The sequence below is a fragment of the Ignavibacteriota bacterium genome, assembly GCA_016708125.1.
Taxonomy (GTDB): Bacteria; Bacteroidota; Ignavibacteria; order Ignavibacteriales; family Melioribacteraceae.
Genome location: JADJGF010000001.1, coordinates 2,185,521 through 2,204,958, shown reverse-complemented (window position 1 = coordinate 2,204,958; position 19,438 = coordinate 2,185,521). Strand labels below are relative to the sequence as shown.

The 19,438-nt window shown below is 29.7% G+C and carries 16 protein-coding genes, 1 tRNA gene and 2 pseudogenes; 4 read left to right on the top strand and 15 right to left on the bottom strand.

From position 1 onward, the window contains the following. Nucleotides 1-46 precede the first annotated feature (46 nt). Together rnhC and IPH62_09730 are read left to right on the top strand one after the other, a co-directional pair. On the top strand, nucleotides 47-964 hold the full coding sequence (gene rnhC, locus IPH62_09735) for a ribonuclease HIII (protein MBK7105550.1): 918 nt from the start codon (nucleotides 47-49) through the stop codon (nucleotides 962-964). A 60-nt stretch (nucleotides 965-1,024) separates the two neighbouring features. Further along, entirely contained in the window at nucleotides 1,025-2,164 is a 1,140-nt protein-coding gene (locus IPH62_09730) for an ATP-dependent 6-phosphofructokinase (GenBank protein ID MBK7105549.1), read from the top strand. 213 nt (nucleotides 2,165-2,377) lie between these two features. On the opposite strand, the pseudogene IPH62_09725 reads toward IPH62_09730, so the two are convergent. Beyond that, nucleotides 2,378-3,518: pseudogene (locus IPH62_09725) on the bottom strand (integrase). Between the two features lie 240 nt (nucleotides 3,519-3,758). Here IPH62_09725 and IPH62_09720 point away from each other — a divergent pair. Both IPH62_09720 and IPH62_09715 read left to right on the top strand, forming a co-directional pair. Then, a tRNA-Asp gene (locus tag IPH62_09720) sits at nucleotides 3,759-3,832 on the top strand. 671 nt (nucleotides 3,833-4,503) lie between these two features. Further along, nucleotides 4,504-4,836, top strand: a complete 333-nt coding sequence (locus IPH62_09715; protein ID MBK7105548.1) for a YegP family protein — start codon at nucleotides 4,504-4,506, stop codon at nucleotides 4,834-4,836. Nucleotides 4,837-5,029: 193 nt separating this feature from the next. Here IPH62_09715 and IPH62_09710 read toward each other — a convergent pair whose 3' ends face one another. The 14 genes and pseudogenes from IPH62_09710 to IPH62_09645 form a co-directional block, all read right to left on the bottom strand. Further along, nucleotides 5,030-5,713 (bottom strand): hypothetical protein, encoded by a 684-nt coding sequence (locus IPH62_09710; protein MBK7105547.1) that lies wholly within the window; start codon nucleotides 5,711-5,713, stop codon nucleotides 5,030-5,032. Between the two features lie 110 nt (nucleotides 5,714-5,823). Further along, nucleotides 5,824-6,081 carry a hypothetical protein gene (locus tag IPH62_09705; GenBank protein ID MBK7105546.1) on the bottom strand — a complete coding sequence of 86 codons (258 nt, stop codon included), beginning with the start codon at nucleotides 6,079-6,081 and terminating at the stop codon, nucleotides 5,824-5,826. A gap of 276 nt (nucleotides 6,082-6,357) precedes the next feature. Beyond that, nucleotides 6,358-6,681: a hypothetical protein gene (locus IPH62_09700; protein MBK7105545.1), complete on the bottom strand. Its 324-nt coding sequence runs from the start codon at nucleotides 6,679-6,681 to the stop codon at nucleotides 6,358-6,360. A 598-nt stretch (nucleotides 6,682-7,279) separates the two neighbouring features. Beyond that, nucleotides 7,280-7,876 carry a mobile mystery protein B gene (locus IPH62_09695; GenBank protein MBK7105544.1) on the bottom strand — a complete coding sequence of 199 codons (597 nt, stop codon included), beginning with the start codon at nucleotides 7,874-7,876 and terminating at the stop codon, nucleotides 7,280-7,282. After that, nucleotides 7,867-8,331: a mobile mystery protein A gene (locus IPH62_09690; GenBank protein MBK7105543.1), complete on the bottom strand. Its 465-nt coding sequence runs from the start codon at nucleotides 8,329-8,331 to the stop codon at nucleotides 7,867-7,869. The genes IPH62_09695 and IPH62_09690 overlap by 10 nt, the downstream gene beginning before the upstream one ends. A gap of 169 nt (nucleotides 8,332-8,500) precedes the next feature. Further along, the gene (locus IPH62_09685; protein ID MBK7105542.1) at nucleotides 8,501-8,875 is read right to left on the bottom strand and encodes a hypothetical protein; all 375 of its coding nucleotides are present in this window, start codon (nucleotides 8,873-8,875) and stop codon (nucleotides 8,501-8,503) included. A 5-nt stretch (nucleotides 8,876-8,880) separates the two neighbouring features. Continuing rightward, a complete protein-coding gene (locus tag IPH62_09680; GenBank protein ID MBK7105541.1) occupies nucleotides 8,881-9,789 on the bottom strand; it encodes a DUF91 domain-containing protein in 909 nt (302 codons plus the stop codon). Continuing rightward, nucleotides 9,782-10,402 carry a hypothetical protein gene (locus IPH62_09675; protein MBK7105540.1) on the bottom strand — a complete coding sequence of 207 codons (621 nt, stop codon included), beginning with the start codon at nucleotides 10,400-10,402 and terminating at the stop codon, nucleotides 9,782-9,784. The genes IPH62_09680 and IPH62_09675 overlap by 8 nt, the downstream gene beginning before the upstream one ends. A gap of 18 nt (nucleotides 10,403-10,420) precedes the next feature. Then, nucleotides 10,421-13,406, bottom strand: a pseudogene (locus IPH62_09670) (type I restriction endonuclease subunit R). 15 nt (nucleotides 13,407-13,421) lie between these two features. Continuing rightward, nucleotides 13,422-14,459 (bottom strand): hypothetical protein, encoded by a 1,038-nt coding sequence (locus tag IPH62_09665; GenBank protein MBK7105539.1) that lies wholly within the window; start codon nucleotides 14,457-14,459, stop codon nucleotides 13,422-13,424. A 2-nt stretch (nucleotides 14,460-14,461) separates the two neighbouring features. Further along, the gene (locus IPH62_09660) at nucleotides 14,462-15,067 is read right to left on the bottom strand and encodes a restriction endonuclease subunit S (GenBank protein MBK7105538.1); all 606 of its coding nucleotides are present in this window, start codon (nucleotides 15,065-15,067) and stop codon (nucleotides 14,462-14,464) included. A 164-nt stretch (nucleotides 15,068-15,231) separates the two neighbouring features. Continuing rightward, complete coding sequence (locus IPH62_09655; GenBank protein ID MBK7105537.1) at nucleotides 15,232-15,756, bottom strand: restriction endonuclease subunit S; 525 nt, start codon at nucleotides 15,754-15,756, stop codon at nucleotides 15,232-15,234. Further along, nucleotides 15,753-17,390 carry a putative DNA binding domain-containing protein gene (locus IPH62_09650; protein MBK7105536.1) on the bottom strand — a complete coding sequence of 546 codons (1,638 nt, stop codon included), beginning with the start codon at nucleotides 17,388-17,390 and terminating at the stop codon, nucleotides 15,753-15,755. Before IPH62_09650 ends, IPH62_09655 begins: the two co-directional genes overlap by 4 nt. Then, the gene (locus tag IPH62_09645) at nucleotides 17,390-19,396 is read right to left on the bottom strand and encodes an SAM-dependent DNA methyltransferase (protein MBK7105535.1); all 2,007 of its coding nucleotides are present in this window, start codon (nucleotides 19,394-19,396) and stop codon (nucleotides 17,390-17,392) included. Before IPH62_09645 ends, IPH62_09650 begins: the two co-directional genes overlap by 1 nt. Nucleotides 19,397-19,438: the final 42 nt, after the last annotated feature.

Genomic DNA, 19,438 nt, shown 5'->3' with positions numbered 1-19,438 from the left:
TTGTCGTTCACTTACAATTCACATTCAATTTCTTCAATTATTATCTATGAATGAAAATCAAATTCAAACTTCGGCATTAAAAAAAATTACTGAACTTTCTGATATTGTTCAGAATGAAAATTACCAAACAAGTAAAATTGAGCTTAAACAATACAATTATGAAGTTGAAGTTTTAAAGAATAAACAAAAAATAAAAATTCTAGTTTATTTTGGAAAGAAAGGATTAAAAACTATTCTTCAAGGAAATAATTCTTCTAAAGAGTTTGATGAATTAAATGGTATAATAAATGGCAATTACATTTTAGATTTTAGAAATGATTTGGCTGCTAATTATGATGAATACATTGGAACAGATGAAACCGGGAAAGGAGATTTTTTTGGTCCGTTAATTATTGCCGGATTTTTTGCAAATGAAGAAATTCAAAAATTTCTTTTAAATTTAGGAGTTAAAGACAGCAAGGAATTATATGATTCAAAAATTGATGAACTTGCAAAAATTATAAAAACTAAATTCCCTAAAAATTATTCAATTGTAATTATTAACCCGGAAAAATATAATCAGCTTTATAACGAATTTAAAAATTTAAATAAATTATTAAATTGGGGACACTCAAAAGTTATAGAAAATCTTTATCCAATTTTTAAACCGCAAACAATTATTGTTGATCAGTTTAGTAAAACACCTCTAAATATTTCTTTGAAAAATAATTTTGCAAATGTAAATTTTATACAAATTCCAAAAGCTGAGAAATATGTGGGAGTTGCTGCTGCTTCAATTTTGGCAAGAAATGAATTAAATAAGTGGTTTAATAAAAAAAATTATGATGGGTATAATGTATTAAAAGGCGCCTCAAAAGAAGTGGAAATTTCAGCAAAAAATATTTTTATTAAGTATGGTAAAGAAACTTTAGAAAAATTAGTTAAGATGCATTTTAAAACTGCACAAAAAATTTTCGAGAATTAGTTTATATTTTAGAAATTACTTTTAAAAATATATATTTAAATACATTTAATTAGGTAAATAATGGCAAAGTCAAATCAAATTAAGCGCATTGGAATTTTAACCGGAGGTGGTGATTGCCCGGGATTAAATGCAGTAATAAGAGGAGTAGCAAAACCAGCTCATGACAATGGCTTAACAGTTCTTGGCATTCAAGATGGTTTTGAAGGTTTAGTTGAAGGAAAAGCAATTGAGCTTTACAACAAAGATGTTTCCGGTATTTTAGCTCAAGGCGGAAGTATTTTAGGAAGCTCAAATAAAGGAGACCCATTTCATTGGCCGGAAGATATTGGCGATGAAATTCAAATAGTGGACCGTTCTAAAAAAGCAATGAAAAATTATGATGCATGGAATTTAGATGCTGTTATTGCTATTGGTGGAGATGGAACTATGCACATCTCACATAAATTATCCGAAATGGGAATGAACATTGTCGGAGTGCCCAAAACAATTGATAATGATTTAGAAGCAACAGATCAAACATTTGGGCACGATTCTGCTGTTTTTGTTGTTTCGGAAGCTTTGGACAGACTGCACACAACTGCATCAACACATCATAGAGTTATGGTAATTGAAGTTATGGGTCGTTATGCCGGATGGATTGCATTAAACGGCGGATTGGCAGGTGGCGCAGATATAATTCTACTTCCGGAATTTCCATTTAGCTGGGAAGTGATTTACGATAAAGTTGAACAAAGAAGTATGCAAGGAAAAAGATTTAGCATAGTTTGCGTAGCTGAAGGTGCAAAAGCTCAAAATGAAGAAATGGTAATAAAAGCTAAAGATATTAAACGTACAGATCCAATTCAACTTGGTGGAATTGCTGAACATGTTTCAAAAAGAATTTCGGAAAACACAAAAATTGAAACTCGATATACAGTTTTAGGTCATTTGCAAAGAGGTGGAAGTCCAACACCATTTGATAGAATTCTTTCAACAAGATTTGGAACTTATGCAATTAATTTAGCTATGAATAAAATGTTTGGTATGATGGTAGCTCTAAAAGGTTCTGATATTACAAGCGTAAAAATTGAAGATGCAATTAAAAGACAAAAATTAGTAACATCAGAAAATCAAAGTGTACATGCAGCATTACAAGTTGGTGCAAGTTTTGGTGTAGAAGAGATGGATCATAGTGTAATAAGATGGATTGGAGCTTACTAAAATTTATTTTTTTGAGAGTGTAAAAGATATTTTATTAAATAATATTTAATGCCAATGATATCCAGTTGCCTCAAAATAAAAGGTAACTATGGTAAAGAAAAAATGTTGAAAAAAGAGTTCATAAAAATTCCAAATAGATAATAAAAAGTAATAATAATTGTTTCTTTCTTTTTTTGCTACTTTTTTTCTTTCTTTGTTAATATGTTGATAACGTCAAATCAACTTCAAGATTTCATTTATTTTACGAGAGATTGAGTTTTGTAGCAAAAAGGGATTTAATTTTGTGTGTTTATTTGTCAAGAGGATTTTAGTTTTCTTAGAGACAACCGTAGAGTCTAAAATTCTTTGAAAAGGGGTTTTAGGCTGATCGTGTTTTTTGATAACTTGAGAGCCATCGCGAACTTTGGAAATAATTTTAGAAGAAGGAATAAAGAAGTTAAAAAACAAAGACCATTCATTAGTAAAAATATCATTCATCAGCTCAACAATTTTAATATTATCGAAGCGATGATAACCAAAATATTGCCTGATGTGAGTCCAATTTTTACCTTCAATATGTGCATTATCGTTTTTCATATAAGCTCGTGAACGAGTATAGTCAACCGGTTGTTTACGTTTCGTGAAGTAAGCCAATAGATGCCAGTTAAGAAATTCACCACCGTTATCAGAATCAAAACCAAGAACTTTGAAAGGGAGAGAATTCTCAATAGATTCAATAGCCTTAAAAGTTCCTTGTTGTCCTTTGCCCCATATAGCACGTGCTTCAGTCCATCCGGAGGCAATATCAACAGTGTTAACTGTATAGACAAAACTACCAGTAATCGAGTCTCCACAATGAGCTACGGTATCTGCTTCAATAAATCCCGGGGAACTCTCATCCCACTGGTTTGTTTTTATTGGAATTTGTTTTTTGATTAAAGAACCCGGTTTGGTTGTTGATAATCCTTTTTTCTTAAATTTATTCCTAATCGGTTTTAAGAGTCGGTCTATTGTTGCTGGTGAAATTCTGAGAAGAAGTTTTCTATTTTCTTCTGTTAGTTCTCCCTCATAAAATGGAAGCCATAGTGGTATTGCATATTTTAATCTTTTTGAGCAAATAAGATTAGTTGATTTCCAAATATTCTTTAATGCTGCTATTATCTCATTGTGAGCAAATTTTTTCTTTCTGCCGGCTTTTTTCTTTGGGGTTCCTTTTATTTCTTTTTTTATTCAATACCCTTATTATATATTTTCTATTATATCCACAAGTAGTGCATATTTCATAAAGAAGTTTCTGTTTTTCTGCCTTATTTGAACTTAAATATCTTGCTCGTATAGCTGCAATATACTCTTGTTTCGACTTTTTGCTCATAATATTTCCGCTTTTTTCGGTTACTTATATTATGAGGCAACGTATTGTTTTCCTAATTAACTTCGGTTACTTTAATTGTGAGTCAATTCGATATTTTTAAGAAGATATCAAAATACTTTGCTTTTTGAGTAAAAAATATTATTTTTAGCAACTATTTTTATTGAAGTCATAGTTCATCTGTCAACTGATGGAAGTTAAAGCGCAACAAAAATTATATTCAAGACTTGTTAGTTTTTTGTTATTGGGGTTGTAGTTCAGTTGGTTAGAACGCCTGCCTGTCACGCAGGAGGTCGCGAGTTCGAGTCTCGTCGGCCCCGCATAAAAAAGCTTCAAAACAGATTGTTTTGAGGCTTTTTTTATTTCTGCACTTCTTTAAAATCCCACTATCATTGTACCGAAAATGTACCGACTGTGTACCGACTTTTTGCCAATACATCCTTGACTTAATTGGTTGGTTAATATGGTTAGTTAAATTTAATGTCATTCTAAAGTTAAATTAGTGATTACTTACCTTTTTATCAATAATATTATAATATCGCTGAATTCAAAAATATAGATCACTCCGCAAAAAACATATTTTGCCCGCTACAAACTTTCCGGCGAATTTATTTTAGGTTATTGTGACAATGTAAAGATTAAATTTATTATGTATGGCAAGGGCGAAGTAGAGTTTTACCCTACTTCGTTTATATACCCTTGCCCGATTTATGAATATGAAAGGTAAAGACTAAGCTTTTATTTTAGCGGGCATAATATGCTTTAAAGTTACGACTTTAGGAGTAACATACTAAAGTGGTGTTTTGGGTAGCTGTAAAATAATAAATAAAGCTAAATATAAGGATTAAATTTAATCTTGCTATTATTATAAAGGTAAGTTAATTTAGATAAAACTTTTATTATCTATAATTTATTTATTTAGTTAACATATTAAGATATTTTTAATTCTAAGTTTTTAGTTAAATAAGCTAACAATTAAATCGAGGTAATTATGGCTGGTTATTATGAACTTAAAAAAAGTACCGATGGTCAATTTATGTTTAATCTTAAAGCTGGAAACAACGAAACTATTTTAACAAGTGAACGTTATACTACTAAAGCTTCTGCGCAAAATGGTATAAAAGCCGTACAGAATAATTGTACGAATGATGCTAGATATGAAAGGAGAAAATCATCCAGAAATGAACCATATTTTGTTCTTAAAGCAGTCAACAATGAAATTTTAGGAAGAAGCGAAATGTATTCATCAGTAACTGCAATGGAGAATGGAATCGCTTCTGTTAAAGTAAATGGAACTACTACAACTATTAAAGATAATGCCTAAAAACAAGGATGTAAAATAAATATGCTTGTATGTAGTTATGGAGCGATAGCAACATAGCTACATTGAATGATGACGATGTAAGATATTTGAGAGCCTTTATGAGTGAGTGAACCGAATGAATAAGGGCGAAGGGTAGAAATGAGTTGAATTATTTAAAGAGCTCCCTCAAAATGAAGGAGCTTAGTTTAACAAATTAACCGTTATGGGAATATGTTGCTGAATATTGAATAATCTTTCCAGTTACATCCTTAGAAGCAAGTGCCACATAAATTATTTTATTTTGATATTTAGCTGCAACTGCTTGCTGAATTACATCTAAATCAACTGTAACAGAATAAGCTGAAGAATAATCAAAATTTAATTCATCTTTACTTAGTTTAATAATTTTGTATGCTTCATCATCTGGAGATATTGGATTATGATAAACTACCAACGATACCAATGTAATGGATTTTTCCGCAGTAGAAATAAGGGCTGCAGAATCAAGAGCGTTTAACTCTACAGTTAAACGAGAAGCATTAACCAACGCAGATGTAACCGGAGGATTAAAACCATCTGGTGTAATGATATTATTAAGAGTAGGTTTATCAACAGCCGAATATTGAAAGTTCTTTTTGAAAATAGTATTAAATACTGAAATACCATTTTCTTTTAAGTTCTTCCAGATTTCACTTAGAGTAGGATTTGCAAATATGTTTTTAGCAAGATTTGCAGTTACAACAAATTTTTGACGAACTTCAACTACCGATGGATCATAGTTGACATTGAAACTTGAAGGTCGTGCTGCTAAAATGGTTTTCCCTTCTACAGTTCTTGCAGAAAGATTACCAAGTTTACCGCGCAAGTTACCTAATACATTTCCATTTACAATAGCCATTTTTTTACCTCTTTTTGATTTGTTAAAAATATGGTGCAATACTATAAATTAAAATATTATAACACACTGTAATGTTTTGAAAGTGAGGCTTATTATGGGCTTGTTATAGGCTAAGAATATACTAATGGAATTTTTAACTTTGAATTTCTTTTACGGAATAATATTGTATTAAGTGTAGAATCAGAAAGTGAATATTTAGACATTAATATTTCAAAAGAATTAGACGATGAAAATTTTTCTCTTAATTCTTTGTATTCATTTCTGATTTTAAGATTTCGTAATTCCGTTTCATCAATTAATTTTAATGAGCGCAAATGTTGAAAATAATTTGTGGCAACAATTGAGTTTATATCTAATGTATTGTTCATTTATAAAGTCTAAACTATTTATTAATAATTTAAGTACTGAATATAAATTTTACAACAATCTATATTATAGTTTGTATTTCCTTTATTTGACTTTCAATGAATTTTACAGAGATAATATTTATTATACATAATTATGTTAAGAATTTTGATCAATTGGATCATATTTATTGGACGGAAAGGACGGAAATTTTAGCAATTTTAATTAGTAATTGAATTGATGGAAAAATTGTGTCCAAAGTGTCCAGTTATGCGACAAAAATTGAACCTTACTGCTTATTATTTATTACGAGAATATTTTGATGCTCTATTAAAAACAGAACCAAATCTAATTTTTATATTATTTGACACATAATAATAATGATAGGCTTCCATTATTTGACGAACCATATGACCTATCATTTGTTTGGTTCTATCATCTTTTATTTTTTTACCAAATCTACTTAAAAGCACCTCTGATAATGGTTCAACAGCTGGACGCTGTAAATCAGAAGCGGTTATCATTCTAATAATATTATCATGCTCATTTAGGAAACCCCATAAATCTTTACCAAAAGGTGTATTGAATAAGTCAGAAAATTGATGTGGTGAATAATTTATCATTTTACTTTACCTTATATTATTATACTAACAAATATAAGACTAATATATAATAGTGTCAAATTTAAAAATCAAAATTAACTAAAAAGGGCGAGGCAGACGAAATGGAGCAAATGTATTTTGAACAATAGACGAAAGATTTGAGAACCAAGATTTGAGACACAAAAAAATAAAAATACTTTTGCGGAATGAGTGGAGTGCCAAAAACTAATTTTTAATAATTAAGCACGACCCGAAGCCCATAAATACATATAAGCGAAATGGAAGCGGGCAGATGCTTTTTAACCCGCTGAAATGAAGCGATGGATTAGCGATTTTGTTGACCGCTGAAATTGTATGTTGTGAAAAGGCAAAAGTGAAAGGTGAAAATAAATTGCAAGCGGGCAAGTGCCGAGTTTACATAATGCCACATTATTTGGCTATGATTGTAATTGAGTTTGAAAAGTTGGGACTGACCAAAGTTAGTTAAATAATGTTCATTATGTAAAACTGGCTGACAATATCAGGGTGAAGTGATTCCACAAATGTAAATCTTAGAATGAATAATGTAATTCTTTTGTGATTTTTTACTTGTGTGATGTTATGAAATGTTCAAAAAAGTTTATGATCTGGCAAAGGTAATTAAGGCGGTGAAGTCTCCTTCATCAGCATTTCTTAAAGCTTTTAAATATTGAGTTCTTGTATCACCAGCAGCAGTAAGGTTTGTGCTTCCCCAAGTAAATTCTTCCTTCCCAAATCCTTTATTGATTAGAACATCTGCGATTAATCTTGAGTGACGACCATTACCATTTGGGAAAAGGTGTATTTGAACAAGTCTATGACTGAAACGAATTGCGATTTCATCTTCTGAGATGGTTTTATTCTCAAGCCAATATTTTGTATTGTCTATTAAATGTCTTACTTGAATAGGAATTTCAAATTTATCTACACCGATATTTTTATTTGAATTCCTATATGTGCCAGCCCATTTCCAAACAGTACCAAACATTTTAGTATGTAGTTCTTTTATAAATTCTTCCGAAACAATTCTAGCGATACTAAGTTTAGTTTTTAGCAACCAGACTTTTGCTTCTTCAATATTAAGTTGTTCAAATTCATCAAGTTCACCACGAGTAGAAATTGTTTTAATAAGAAGCCCTTCTTTTTCATCTTCATCAAGCGGAGTTTGACCGCTGATATAATTTAGTTCTAATCCCATAAGTATTTTGGCATTTCGTTTTTAATTTGCTGAGCACGATCTTTAATTGCTTTTTTAATGCGTGAAGGCTCATTTTGCTGATTTTCAAGAGCCATAGTATGTGAAGTTTTAAGAACAATTTGTTTGGCAATTTCCAAAGCTCTTTTATCAATCATTCTTTCTAGAGAACCATCTTTAGGAATGAAACCATAAACAAGTTTAAGGTTTAGTGCTTCTGCAACTTCGTTTAATTTTTCCAAAGTAATTTTTTTATCTGCTTCACGAGCTTCAATTTCTCTAATACTTTGGGAAGTGATTCTTAGTTTTTTGCCAAGTTGTTTAAGAGACATATTTAAAGTTGTTCTAATGAGATTAACCCAGCCATTTGAAGGAAGGGAAATATCACTTAATGAAGATAATTTTTTCATTTTTTTATCTAATTGCTCTAAAGCAAGGGATTTGTTCAAATTTTTCATAAGGTTATATCCTTAAAAATGCTAACCTAAAATAAGGTTATAGCCTTATTTTGTCAAGGGATAATTATGGTTATGACCTTGATAAATAATAAATATAATATGAAAATTTTCTAAGATAAGCGTTAAATACAGGTATTTTTGTAATAATTTACCAGAATAAAAAAGATTTTTAGGATTTTTTCCTAAAATATGTCATACCTTTAATTGGAAAACCGTCTTTTTCAAAACGACCAAAATACCATTCATCATCACGTTCTTGAAAAACATACCACACGAATAAACCAAAACATAAGCCAGATAAATTTTCATCCATATTGCAAGCTTTTGCGTAAATTGGTTCAAAAACAGTATTGGACCAGTTATTACCGGGAATCCAACTTGAGGTGTGGATTTCATCTTTATCAATGAGTGAGTTTAACTTATCAGTTATTGAATCAAATTCTTTTTCAGATAATCTACTACGCCATAAATTGAAATTATTTTGATGAGGTATGTAATTTACTTCTTGACCGCTATCAATATCAAACAGCATAATGACTCCTATTGAATTTAACTTCTCTCATAGCTTTTAATTATTAGTGGTTTGGCTTTTTCGAAATCATCAATGTTGTTAATTCTAATTTCTATGTTGCCTACTCCTAAATGACCGATTTTTGATACGTCTCTTGTAAATCCTTTTTCTAATTTTATTGCTGCTGCATCTATATAAACATAGATAATAATGTTATTTGATTTAGGATGAATTTCTATTGATGCAAATGTTTTTATTCTTTTGAATGCAAAGTAATACATTAATTCTTTGAATTGAATTTCGTCTCCAAGTGCCATCAAATAATCTTTGACTATATGAAATAAATCTTTTATTTCTTTTGATGATTTTTCCAACAGTTCTGAAACGGTACTGTATCGTTTGGGTTCATATTTATCTTTTATTTGTTTCTCCGGTTTTGAATTTACAGAGATAGAATTTATTAATTCTAAAAGAAGTATATCATTAAATTTTTTATAGCGGTACAGTTCAATGTTGCGGTTAATCTGATCAACAGCGTAACTATCATATTTTGTGTAATCGCCAGCGATACAGATTGTACGTGCTGAAGACCATTCTATTGCTTCTGAGATTTTTGAACCAAGTGATTTTTGTACAAGTAATTGGAATTCTGCTTTATGATCTAGAAGCCAATCTAAATAGAATAATCCTTGATTAATTACGTTCTCATTTGTTGCACGTTTATATTCAATAATTACAGGACAATTATTTTCATCTATTCCAAGTGTATCTATACGACCAGCATGTTTTTGTCCAGTGGAATATTCTGATGCTAAAAATTTAACACCAAGAAATGTTTCTAAGTTTTTCTCAATTAACGATTGAAGGGATTTTTCGACTTGAACAGATTTACCTTCTAATTCTTTTACCGAATTAATTTTGATTTGAAAGAGTTTAATATCAGACATTTTTTATACGCGTATTATATTTATTGAAATAAAATAGATAACTTATTAACGAAACTAATATTGGTGCAAGAAATATTATAACAAAAAGACGAGAATTATAATGAAGAAATTTATTAAACCTAATCAGAATTGAAATAAAAAATAAAAACTCAAAAGTCAGTAGAATCAAATAAAATATTTTGTGAAAACCAGGTAAAAAATCTAAGAAATTCAGCTCGGCTGGTTTAAATCCTTTTACATCGAAAATAATATCATTTAAAGGTTTTCCTAAAGCTTTGATACGAATATTATAATTAACTTTTTGATCCTGTCTATAATTATAACCCATGTTAAGTACTATAAAAGCCATTAGTACAAAAATTATTTGAGCTAAATAATATGCACCACCAAGATGTAACAGTGAATAACTTTTTATTATATGGCTATCTTTAAAATATAAAACTTCGTCAAATTCGGCATAACTTGAAGTATTCGCAAATACAATAATATAACCAGCGGTTACAATTAATACAGCTGATACAAATTTTATAAATAAATCTTGATGATGATTTTGATTTTGAGCAAATTGAGAATGGAAGGAATTCAAAATATCATTTTTTAATTCACTTGGCATTTTTGCTCCTAAAATAATTTAAGATGTTAATCTTTTATAAACTTTTTCTAACATATATTTTTTTACAACTTCTGCGAATCTTTTGTCGTCAACAATCCTATTAAATATATCTTGGTTTTGATCCATTCTATCAATAAGTTTTTGATCAAATTGATCATTGAACCCAAACTTAAAATTATCAATACTATTGTTTTGAGCTTGTAATTTTAGTAAATCAATAGTGACTAATTCTTCTTCTATTGAATCAAAAAATAATTTATCCGCTTGCTTAAAGTCTGTGCCAAATCTGTCGTTCAGAATTTGAATAATCTCAGAAAGGGGGGCTAATTCTTCTTTAGTATCTTTAGTTCCAACATCAACGGGACCTTTAACTTCACCTATTTTATCTTTTTCAAGAATGATATTACCTTCAGATATTTTTTGAAGACGATAATAATCTAAAGCGACCTCATCATGTAATTTAAATCTACCAGATAAGTCCCTTTGAGGAAGTTTAGTAATTAGAAGTCTAACATAAGCGTAGAATTTTTCTAAATCAATATCAGAGAATGGCATTATTTGAGCTAAAAAAGAATAGAGTCGTATAAAAGACATTAAAAGATGTTTGCATTCTTCCCTTTGTTCATCGTCTTTAAGGTTCTTAAATCTATCAATAGCCGGATCAATAAAAGAATTTAACCTTGATTGATCATGAACATTATGTTTTGTTTTATTCTTAAAAAATATTTCACTAAAAGCATTTACTTCAGAATTAAGAATGATTTGGTATTCATCAATTTTATGTTTCATATCATATAATTGATTTGGATCAGAAATTTCAGTAACTGTTGTAGTTTCATAAAAAGGTTGAAATGATTCCAAAATTTCTTCTGTTGAATTTGCAAAGTCTAGTATAAAAGTATCATCCTTTCCAGGATATGTACGATTCAATCTCGATAATGTTTGAACTGCTTTTACTCCATGAAGTTTTTTATCAATATACATTGTATGCAATAACGGTTGGTCGAAACCAGTTTGATACTTATCTGCGACAAGCAGAATGTTGTAATCTGTTGTATTGAATTTTTCAGGTAATTCTTTTTCACCAAAATTATTCATATCGGCTTCTGTGTATAAAATGTCATATTCATCTTTCACTGTGCCGGAGAATGCAACTATTGCTTTTACATCATCATATTTTTTTAGTTTTATATACTTATCAAATTCTTGTTTATATTTAACAACATGTAAACGGGATGGAGTAACAACCATTGCTTTTGCTTGCCCGCCAATTTTCCAAATTGTTCTTTGGCGGAAATGTTCAATTATTACTTCAGCTTTTTGGGCTAAATTATGTGGATGCAAAGATAGAAAACGAGCAATAGCTCTTTTTGCCTTTTTCTTGTTAATTACTGGATCGGCTTCAATTTCTTTTGATAAACGATAAAAAGTTTTGTATGTAGTATAATTTTTAAGTACATCTAATATAAAACCTTCTTCAATTGCTTGACGCATAGAATAAAGGTGAAAAGGAAATGGTTTGCCAGTGACAGGATCTTTTTGGCCAAATACTTCTAATGTTTTTGCTTTTGGTGTTGCAGTAAACGCAAAAAAACTCAAGTTATTTTGAGGTCCACGAGTCAACATAGAGTTACGAATTTCATCTTCAGAAGTCAAATCGTCACCATAAATTAATGAATCTTCTTTAACCGCACTTTCTAAAGATGGCGCTGATAAAACTTCTTTCATTTTTTTAGATGCTTCACCGCTTTGTGAACTATGTGCTTCATCAACTATAAGAGCATATTTTCTGCTTGGTAAAACATTAATTTTATCTAGTACAAATGGAAACTTCTGAATTGTTGTAATAATAATATTAGAACCACTTTCTAAAGCACTTGCAAGCTGAGATGAATCTTTATCAATTCTTTGAACAACACCCGCAACATGTTCGTATTGGTAAATTGTATCTTGAAGCTGTTGATCAAGAACTTTTCTATCTGTTACTACTATAACAGAATTAAAAACTCTTTCATTATTTGCATCATGTAAATTTGAAAGATGGTAAGATAACCATGCAATAGAATTACTTTTACCGCTACCAGCAGAATGTTGAATTAAATAGTTTTTGCCACAACCATTTTTTAATGCATCGTCTGTTAATGTACGAACACAATCTAACTGATGAAAACGAGGGAAAATTAGTTTTTCTTTTTTAAAACTTCTTTTCATCTATCGTAACTTCTTCTTTCTGCAGATTTAAAAAACGTTTAATAATATCTAACCAGCTATCTTTTGTCCAAACATATTCCCATAAATATGATGATTTATAACCATTGGGATTTGGCGGATTGCCAGCCCCATTATTAGCACCTTTATTAAATGGTAAATACCTTGTGTTATCTCCATCAATTTTGGTTGTCATGTAAACTTCATCAGTATCTACAGCAAAATGAACTAATGCTCTTTTATTAAACTGAAAAAGTAGTTCTCTATTATCTCTTGAAGTTATGTATTGTACTTTAGCTTCATTAACTGTTTGATGAGTATATTGATTTTTTAATTCGGCCGTTGCAACCGGTAAGCCGTTAACACAAAGCAATAAATCAATACTATTATTATTTGATAAACTGTATTTAAATTGTCTTGTAATCGTTAATTTATTTGAATTATATAAGCGAATACTTTCTGCATTGAGTTTGCTGGAAGGTTTAAAGTAAACAAGTTTATAACGAACTCCTAAATCAGTAATACCATTACGCAAAACATCAAGCATGCCTCTTATTTCAATTTCTTTACTTAACCGGGAAAGTAATTTTGGCTCAATTTCTTTGCCGTGAATTGTATTAGATTTTTCCCATTCTTGTGGTTGCGTTTCTTTTATAAAAGAGAATAAAGTTTTAGTATCTATACAAATTTCTTTGTCAAAATCTTCATTGCTGCCTTTTGAATAACCACCATTGGTAATTAAATAATTTTCAATTGCATCTTCTAAAGCAATTTCTTTTGTAACATAAGTACTCATTTAATATCTCCAATACTATGTTGGATTTGAATCTGATGGAAAATCATCTTCATCATTTGAATCTTTTTCAGATAATTTTATATCATGTAAGAATTTTTTATATGTAATGTTTTTAAGTAAATAAGTTAATTTTTCTCTTTCAATCGAATTAAGCTCATCACTGAGTTTATTTGCCGGATAACATTTTTCAATAAACGGTTTATATTTTTCCGAATATGATTTTATCTTTTCATCATTTTCAAAATATTCAAAATTTGAAGGAAGATCTTCAAGAATAATTGAAGCTGTATCGGGATCAATATATCTTACATTTGGTCTTGAATGATGCTCATAGTCTTGACCATGTAAATTAGGTCTCCCTTCACTTGAAGGCCAATAAACACCGAAAAATTCATTAGTGCCAGAACGGTATACTTTTGCTAGTTGGATGGAACCAGCAACAGAATCATTTATTTCATTAATAATAATGTCCCTTAAAGTTTGAAAAGGTTCCATATCGAGATTTATATTTTCAGTTTTTTGAAATGCTTCTAATTTTTTATGAAGTAATGATAACGCTTCTTCTTCTGAATCACCCATAAAAAATGCGGGATTGGCATCATCAAAGTATACTGGTTCGTTAAAGAATTTTTGAACTTTATGAACATAATATATATTCCATAAAAGAAATGATTGAGTTAAGTAATCCCAACCACCGAAAATAAATTTTGCTTCAGATTTGAGAGACTCAATTTGCTGTGTACCATGATTGTAAATGCCATTGGTTAATTCTGTAAATAAATTACATAATTCATCTTTAATAGTTTCTAATGATGTATATGGATTAGCTAAATTAGGATTTGTTTTTATTAAATGAATTGCATTCATTATTAAAGGATAAGCTCTATAAGTTTCGCCAGCAAATGCTATTAGACAATCTTTTCTTTGAAAATCAAATAGTTTAATACCGGTATTCCAACGTTCACCACCAGAAAGGCAACTATCAGTTGCAAGAACTAATTCTTCCTCACTTTTATCATTTGTTTTTCTTAACCAAGCAACGCATAGCGTCATAGTTAATTTTGCTCCCTCACATCTAATTTACCGGTTACAACATTTGAAATTAAAGCTGTACGATATTCTTGAAGAAGATAAATTTGTTTTTCTTGTAATTTTTCAGAATCAAGTATTGAATTTGTCTTTTCATCTAAAAAATTAATTATTTTTTGTTGTTCACCAATTAATGGAAAAGGAATTGTAAAATTTTTAATTTGCTCATAATTCAGTCCCTCTCTATTTGCTCCATTTTGGTTTAAGTCTATTTGAGTTTGACCTATGTTTGATCTAAGAAGATAGTATAGAAACTTTGTTTTTATTTGAAATTGTTTTGGTCTGATTAAGCAAACATGCTGATTCACATTTACACGTAAAAGAAATTTTGGAATAAAATAACAGCGACCTATTGAAGCACCAGTTATATTAAGTAATATATCATCAAATTTAGTTCTACTATTTGACATTGTTGAATCTATTTCTTCTGAAATGTAAACTAAGTCTTCTAATTTTAAACCATCAAAGTGAATATTTTGACTACGTAAAAATGGGATACCAGTATTTTGGTAAACTGAAGAACCACCTCTTGGAGTTACACCGCTATTAACTTTCACAACTAAGTATTTCAATTTCTTTACTTCCCAATGTTGTGGGATTTTACCTAACCACTTAATTCCGGTATCTTTTAATTTTACTTTGGGATCTAAGCCTTTTGTAACAGCTTGGTTTATTATTGCTTGGCGTTCATCTTTTAAAAGTTCTATTTGTTTTTGCTTAATAGAAATTAGGTTATCTATTTGTGTTGTTTTTTGTCTAAATATTTTGCTATTTGGATTTGTTCGTTTTCTGAAGGAATGGGAAATAACAAATTTTTTAAAAATTCAGAATTGACATGGGGTATGCCCATACCAATTGTGAAGTCCTTTAATATTATTTCATATGTTTTATATAAGTACCAATTAAAGTGTGATTTTATTTTTTTTGATTTTAAAACAGCCATTGTAGATGAAAGAATGCCATTTTTAGCTTTAATAAATTCACCAGCATTTGCTCCATCCCACAAAAGTAAGTATTCATCATCATTTACAATTATCAGATCGTTCTTACTTTCAGCATAATATGTTCTATTTTCTCTGTTCCTTAAAAAATCCATAGTTAAATAGATTTGATTATTACCATTATTAATCAAAAACAATTCTTTTGGATTTTTCCCTTTTTGATAATTGATTAAAAATCTGAATCTAATTAACAACCAATCTTTTGGAATTTCACCAATCCATTCAATATTTGTTGGTTTGTATTTTGGGTATTTTTTCATTCAAGAATCTCTAACAATCTTTTACCTTTATCAGTTACAATATACTTTTGTTTTGGACTTTGTGGCTTTTGCGGCATTGTTTGAGCAATCACGTTAATTTCTAGTAATGGGAATATATAATTATGATAATTACGATAATTATCACTTAAGCTTAATTCCTTTAATATATCTGATCTGCTTTTTTCTAAAAGAGTATACTTTAAAATTTTTATTAAATTCTCTTTTTTATTAGGTTTAGTTTTTATACTAACTTGTGCCCTAACTTGCTCACTGACTTGCTCACCAAAAGTGTCTAAGTTGTTTAAAATCTCATCTAAGTTATTTATTAACAACAAATTAGCTTGCTCACTAACTTGTACACTGACTTGTACACTCTTTAAGTCTTTATATTCAAATTTAGGATGAATTTTAAGAGTAGTTTTAAAGTAAGTTCTGTTATCATCAGTTTCAAAAATTGGTACCGGAGAACCATTTTTTTCAAGAGATTTTTTAATTTTAGGAATTCCGGTTGCTCTGCCTTCGGTAAGGTGAAGATCTTTAAGAAATTCGCCAATTCTTCTATTTCTGTATTTACGAATATCGAAAACTCCGGAACTAAGTTTTTCTCTATTTAGCGGAGGTAATGGACCGGGAAAACTAATAATATGTATTTTTGCCGGGTAAATTCTAACTTCAATCGGTGAATTTTCATTATATCCGCGATGAAAAACAGCATTTGCAAGAGATTCTTCCACTGCTTCAAATGGGTAGTTAAAAAATCTATTGGATTCGGCTATACCTTTAACTTTCTCAACTTTTTCTTCAATAATATTAACTTTTATATAATTGAGTGCGTTTCTAAGCTGATTGTGTAAACTACCGGAAAATATTTTTTCTGAATAGTTATCACCAACATCATCAACAAAAGTTACAATTTCAATTTTTGCTTGAGGAAAAAATTGCTGAGGATTTTTAGCAAAAAATAAAATGCCTACATTTTTAGGTAAAAGATGTTCTTCGGCACCTTCGGCAATATTCATTTTTCTTGCAATTTCTTGAATGGTAAGATTTGGAATTTCGAATTCAAGATCGCTTTTAACTTCATTAAGAAATAGTTTAATTTGAGTTAAATCAAAATGAGTAACTTTGGCAAAATTATTAACTTGGTCATCAAAAGGAATTTGATTAGACATTCCAATAAGTTCACGTTCTTCATCAATAGTTGGGCGCACAGTTGAGGAAAATCTACGGATAAAGTAATGATATTGAGAATTTTCATTAAGAATTTCCGGTGCTTTGTAGGGACGATTACTACCACCGGGACACCAGAGAATTAAAATTTTCTTACCTTGAAAATCTACGGGTTCTACCACCGGAAAGTAATTTGGAATAATTCTTCTGCAAATATTATTTAATTCTTTTTGAATGGAATCAATTTGTGAAATTTCTAAACCTTGCGGAGGTAAAATTGGCTGACCGTTGTTTGCTTCAATACCAACAATTATATAACCGCCGCCCCAATTATTAAAATCGTTTGCAAAAGCACAAATAGAATGCAGAGTTCTTTGGGGATTCCAACCTTTTTTAAATTCTATGCGTTCCCACTCAACAGATTTACCATTAATAAGTTCATTTATGTTAATAGGTAACGGCATTAGTTTAAAATGTCTTTTAATAGATTTTCAGATTCAGTTTCAAGTTTTAGTAAATCTTGCTTAATATCTTCAAGATTTCTCAAAGGTTTATAAACATAAAAATATTTTGTAAAATTGATTTCGTAACCAATTTTGGTTTTTGTTTCATCAATCCAAGCATCCGGTACATGCGGTAAAACTTCTCTTTTAAAATATTCTTCAATATTATCTTTTAAGGGTACATTTTCAAAATCTCTTAAATCTGTATCAGGTTCAGAATTACCATTTTTATCTTTGCAAATTTCTGCTGTTTCATCTTTTTCTGATAAAGCACTTAATAATAATTTTTGAATTGTTGAGTTTAATTTCAGTTCTGCTTTTTCAAATAAGTTTGTGATGAAGGAAGTAAACTCATCTCTATTTTTACATAAATTTTCAGAAACATTTTTATTTAACAATTCTAAAATTGAATTTTGTAATAATTCGCCTTCTTCAATTTCCTTTAAACCAGCTTCACCTTTCTTTTTTGATTTTGCAAGATTAATAAATCCTAATTCTTCTTTTAAATTATTTATTCTTTCTTCAGAAATTTGGAAATTAAGTCTTAATGGTCTTTCGACTGTAATACGCCAAAAACCAAATTCATTATTATCATAAATTTTGCAGAATTCATTTTCAGTAAATTCACCATACAATTTAGATATTTGATCTATTTGGTTATCATCAATATAGTTTCTTTTATTGCCTAAACTTGGTGTCATTTTGCAATAAAATTTTTCACCGTTAGAATTGATAAGTTGAATTTTGCCTTTGCGTTCTTTACGTTTTCTATTAGTTACAACCCAAATATAAGTTGCAATACCGGTATTATAGAACATATCATTTGGTAATGCAATAATAGCTTCAAGCCAATCATGTTCAATAATCCATTTACGAATTTCACTTTCACCACTTCCGGCTCCACCGGCAAATAAAGGTGACCCATTAAAAACTATTGCAATACGAGAACCACCATTTTCTTCTTTCATTTTAGAAATCATGTGTTGAAGAAAGAGGAATGAACCATCGCTAATTCTTGGAAGTCCGGCACCAAATCTACCAGAATATCCGCGTTTTTCATGCTCGTCTCTAATTTGCTTTTCAACCTTTTTCCATTCAACCCCAAAAGGTGGATTTGAAAGTAAGTAATCGAATTTTGCATCAGGTAAACCATCTACTGTAAAGGAATTACCAAATTTTATATTGGTAACATTTTGACCTTTTATAAGCATATCAGATTTACAAATAGCATAAGATTCAGGATTGATTTCTTGACCAAAAACTTCAAGACGAGCTTCTTCATTCATATCCCTTAAATGATCTTCAGCAATAGATAACATTCCCCCGGTTCCACATGCGGGATCATACAAAGTTCTAACAATACCAGCTTTTGTTAAAGCTTCATCATCATAATTAAAAAGAATATTAACCATTAAACGAATAACTTCACGAGGAGTAAAATGTTCTCCGGCGGTTTCGTTAGAGAGTTCTGAAAATCTTCTAATTAAATCTTCAAAAATATAGCCCATTTGAATACTTGAAACTTGTTCGGGATTAAGATCAACTTTTGCAAATTCTTTAACAATTAAGAAAAGTAAATTTGCTTCATCTAATCGAGCAATATGTTCTTGAAAACTGAAATATTCTAAAATTTCACGAGCATTTGAAGAAAAACCATTAATGAAATTATTTAGATTTGCCGCAATATGATCTGGGTCTTTTAATAATTTTTGAAAATCATATTTACTTTTGTTGAAAAATTTTATTTTAATTTTATTAGTAATAATTAAATCAAGGACTGAATCATTTTTTCCTTTATTCGCTTTGGATAATTCAAGTATTTGAGCCTTAGTCGGTTCTAGTACACAATCCAACCGTCGCAAAACTGTCATGGGTAAAATTACTTTGCCATAATCAGCTTGTTTATAATCATGTCTAAGATAATTTGCAATATCCCAAATTAGTGTAAATAGGCTTTTGGTGGTCATAATAAAAATTATAATTAGTTAATCTAAATGTAACTGTTAATT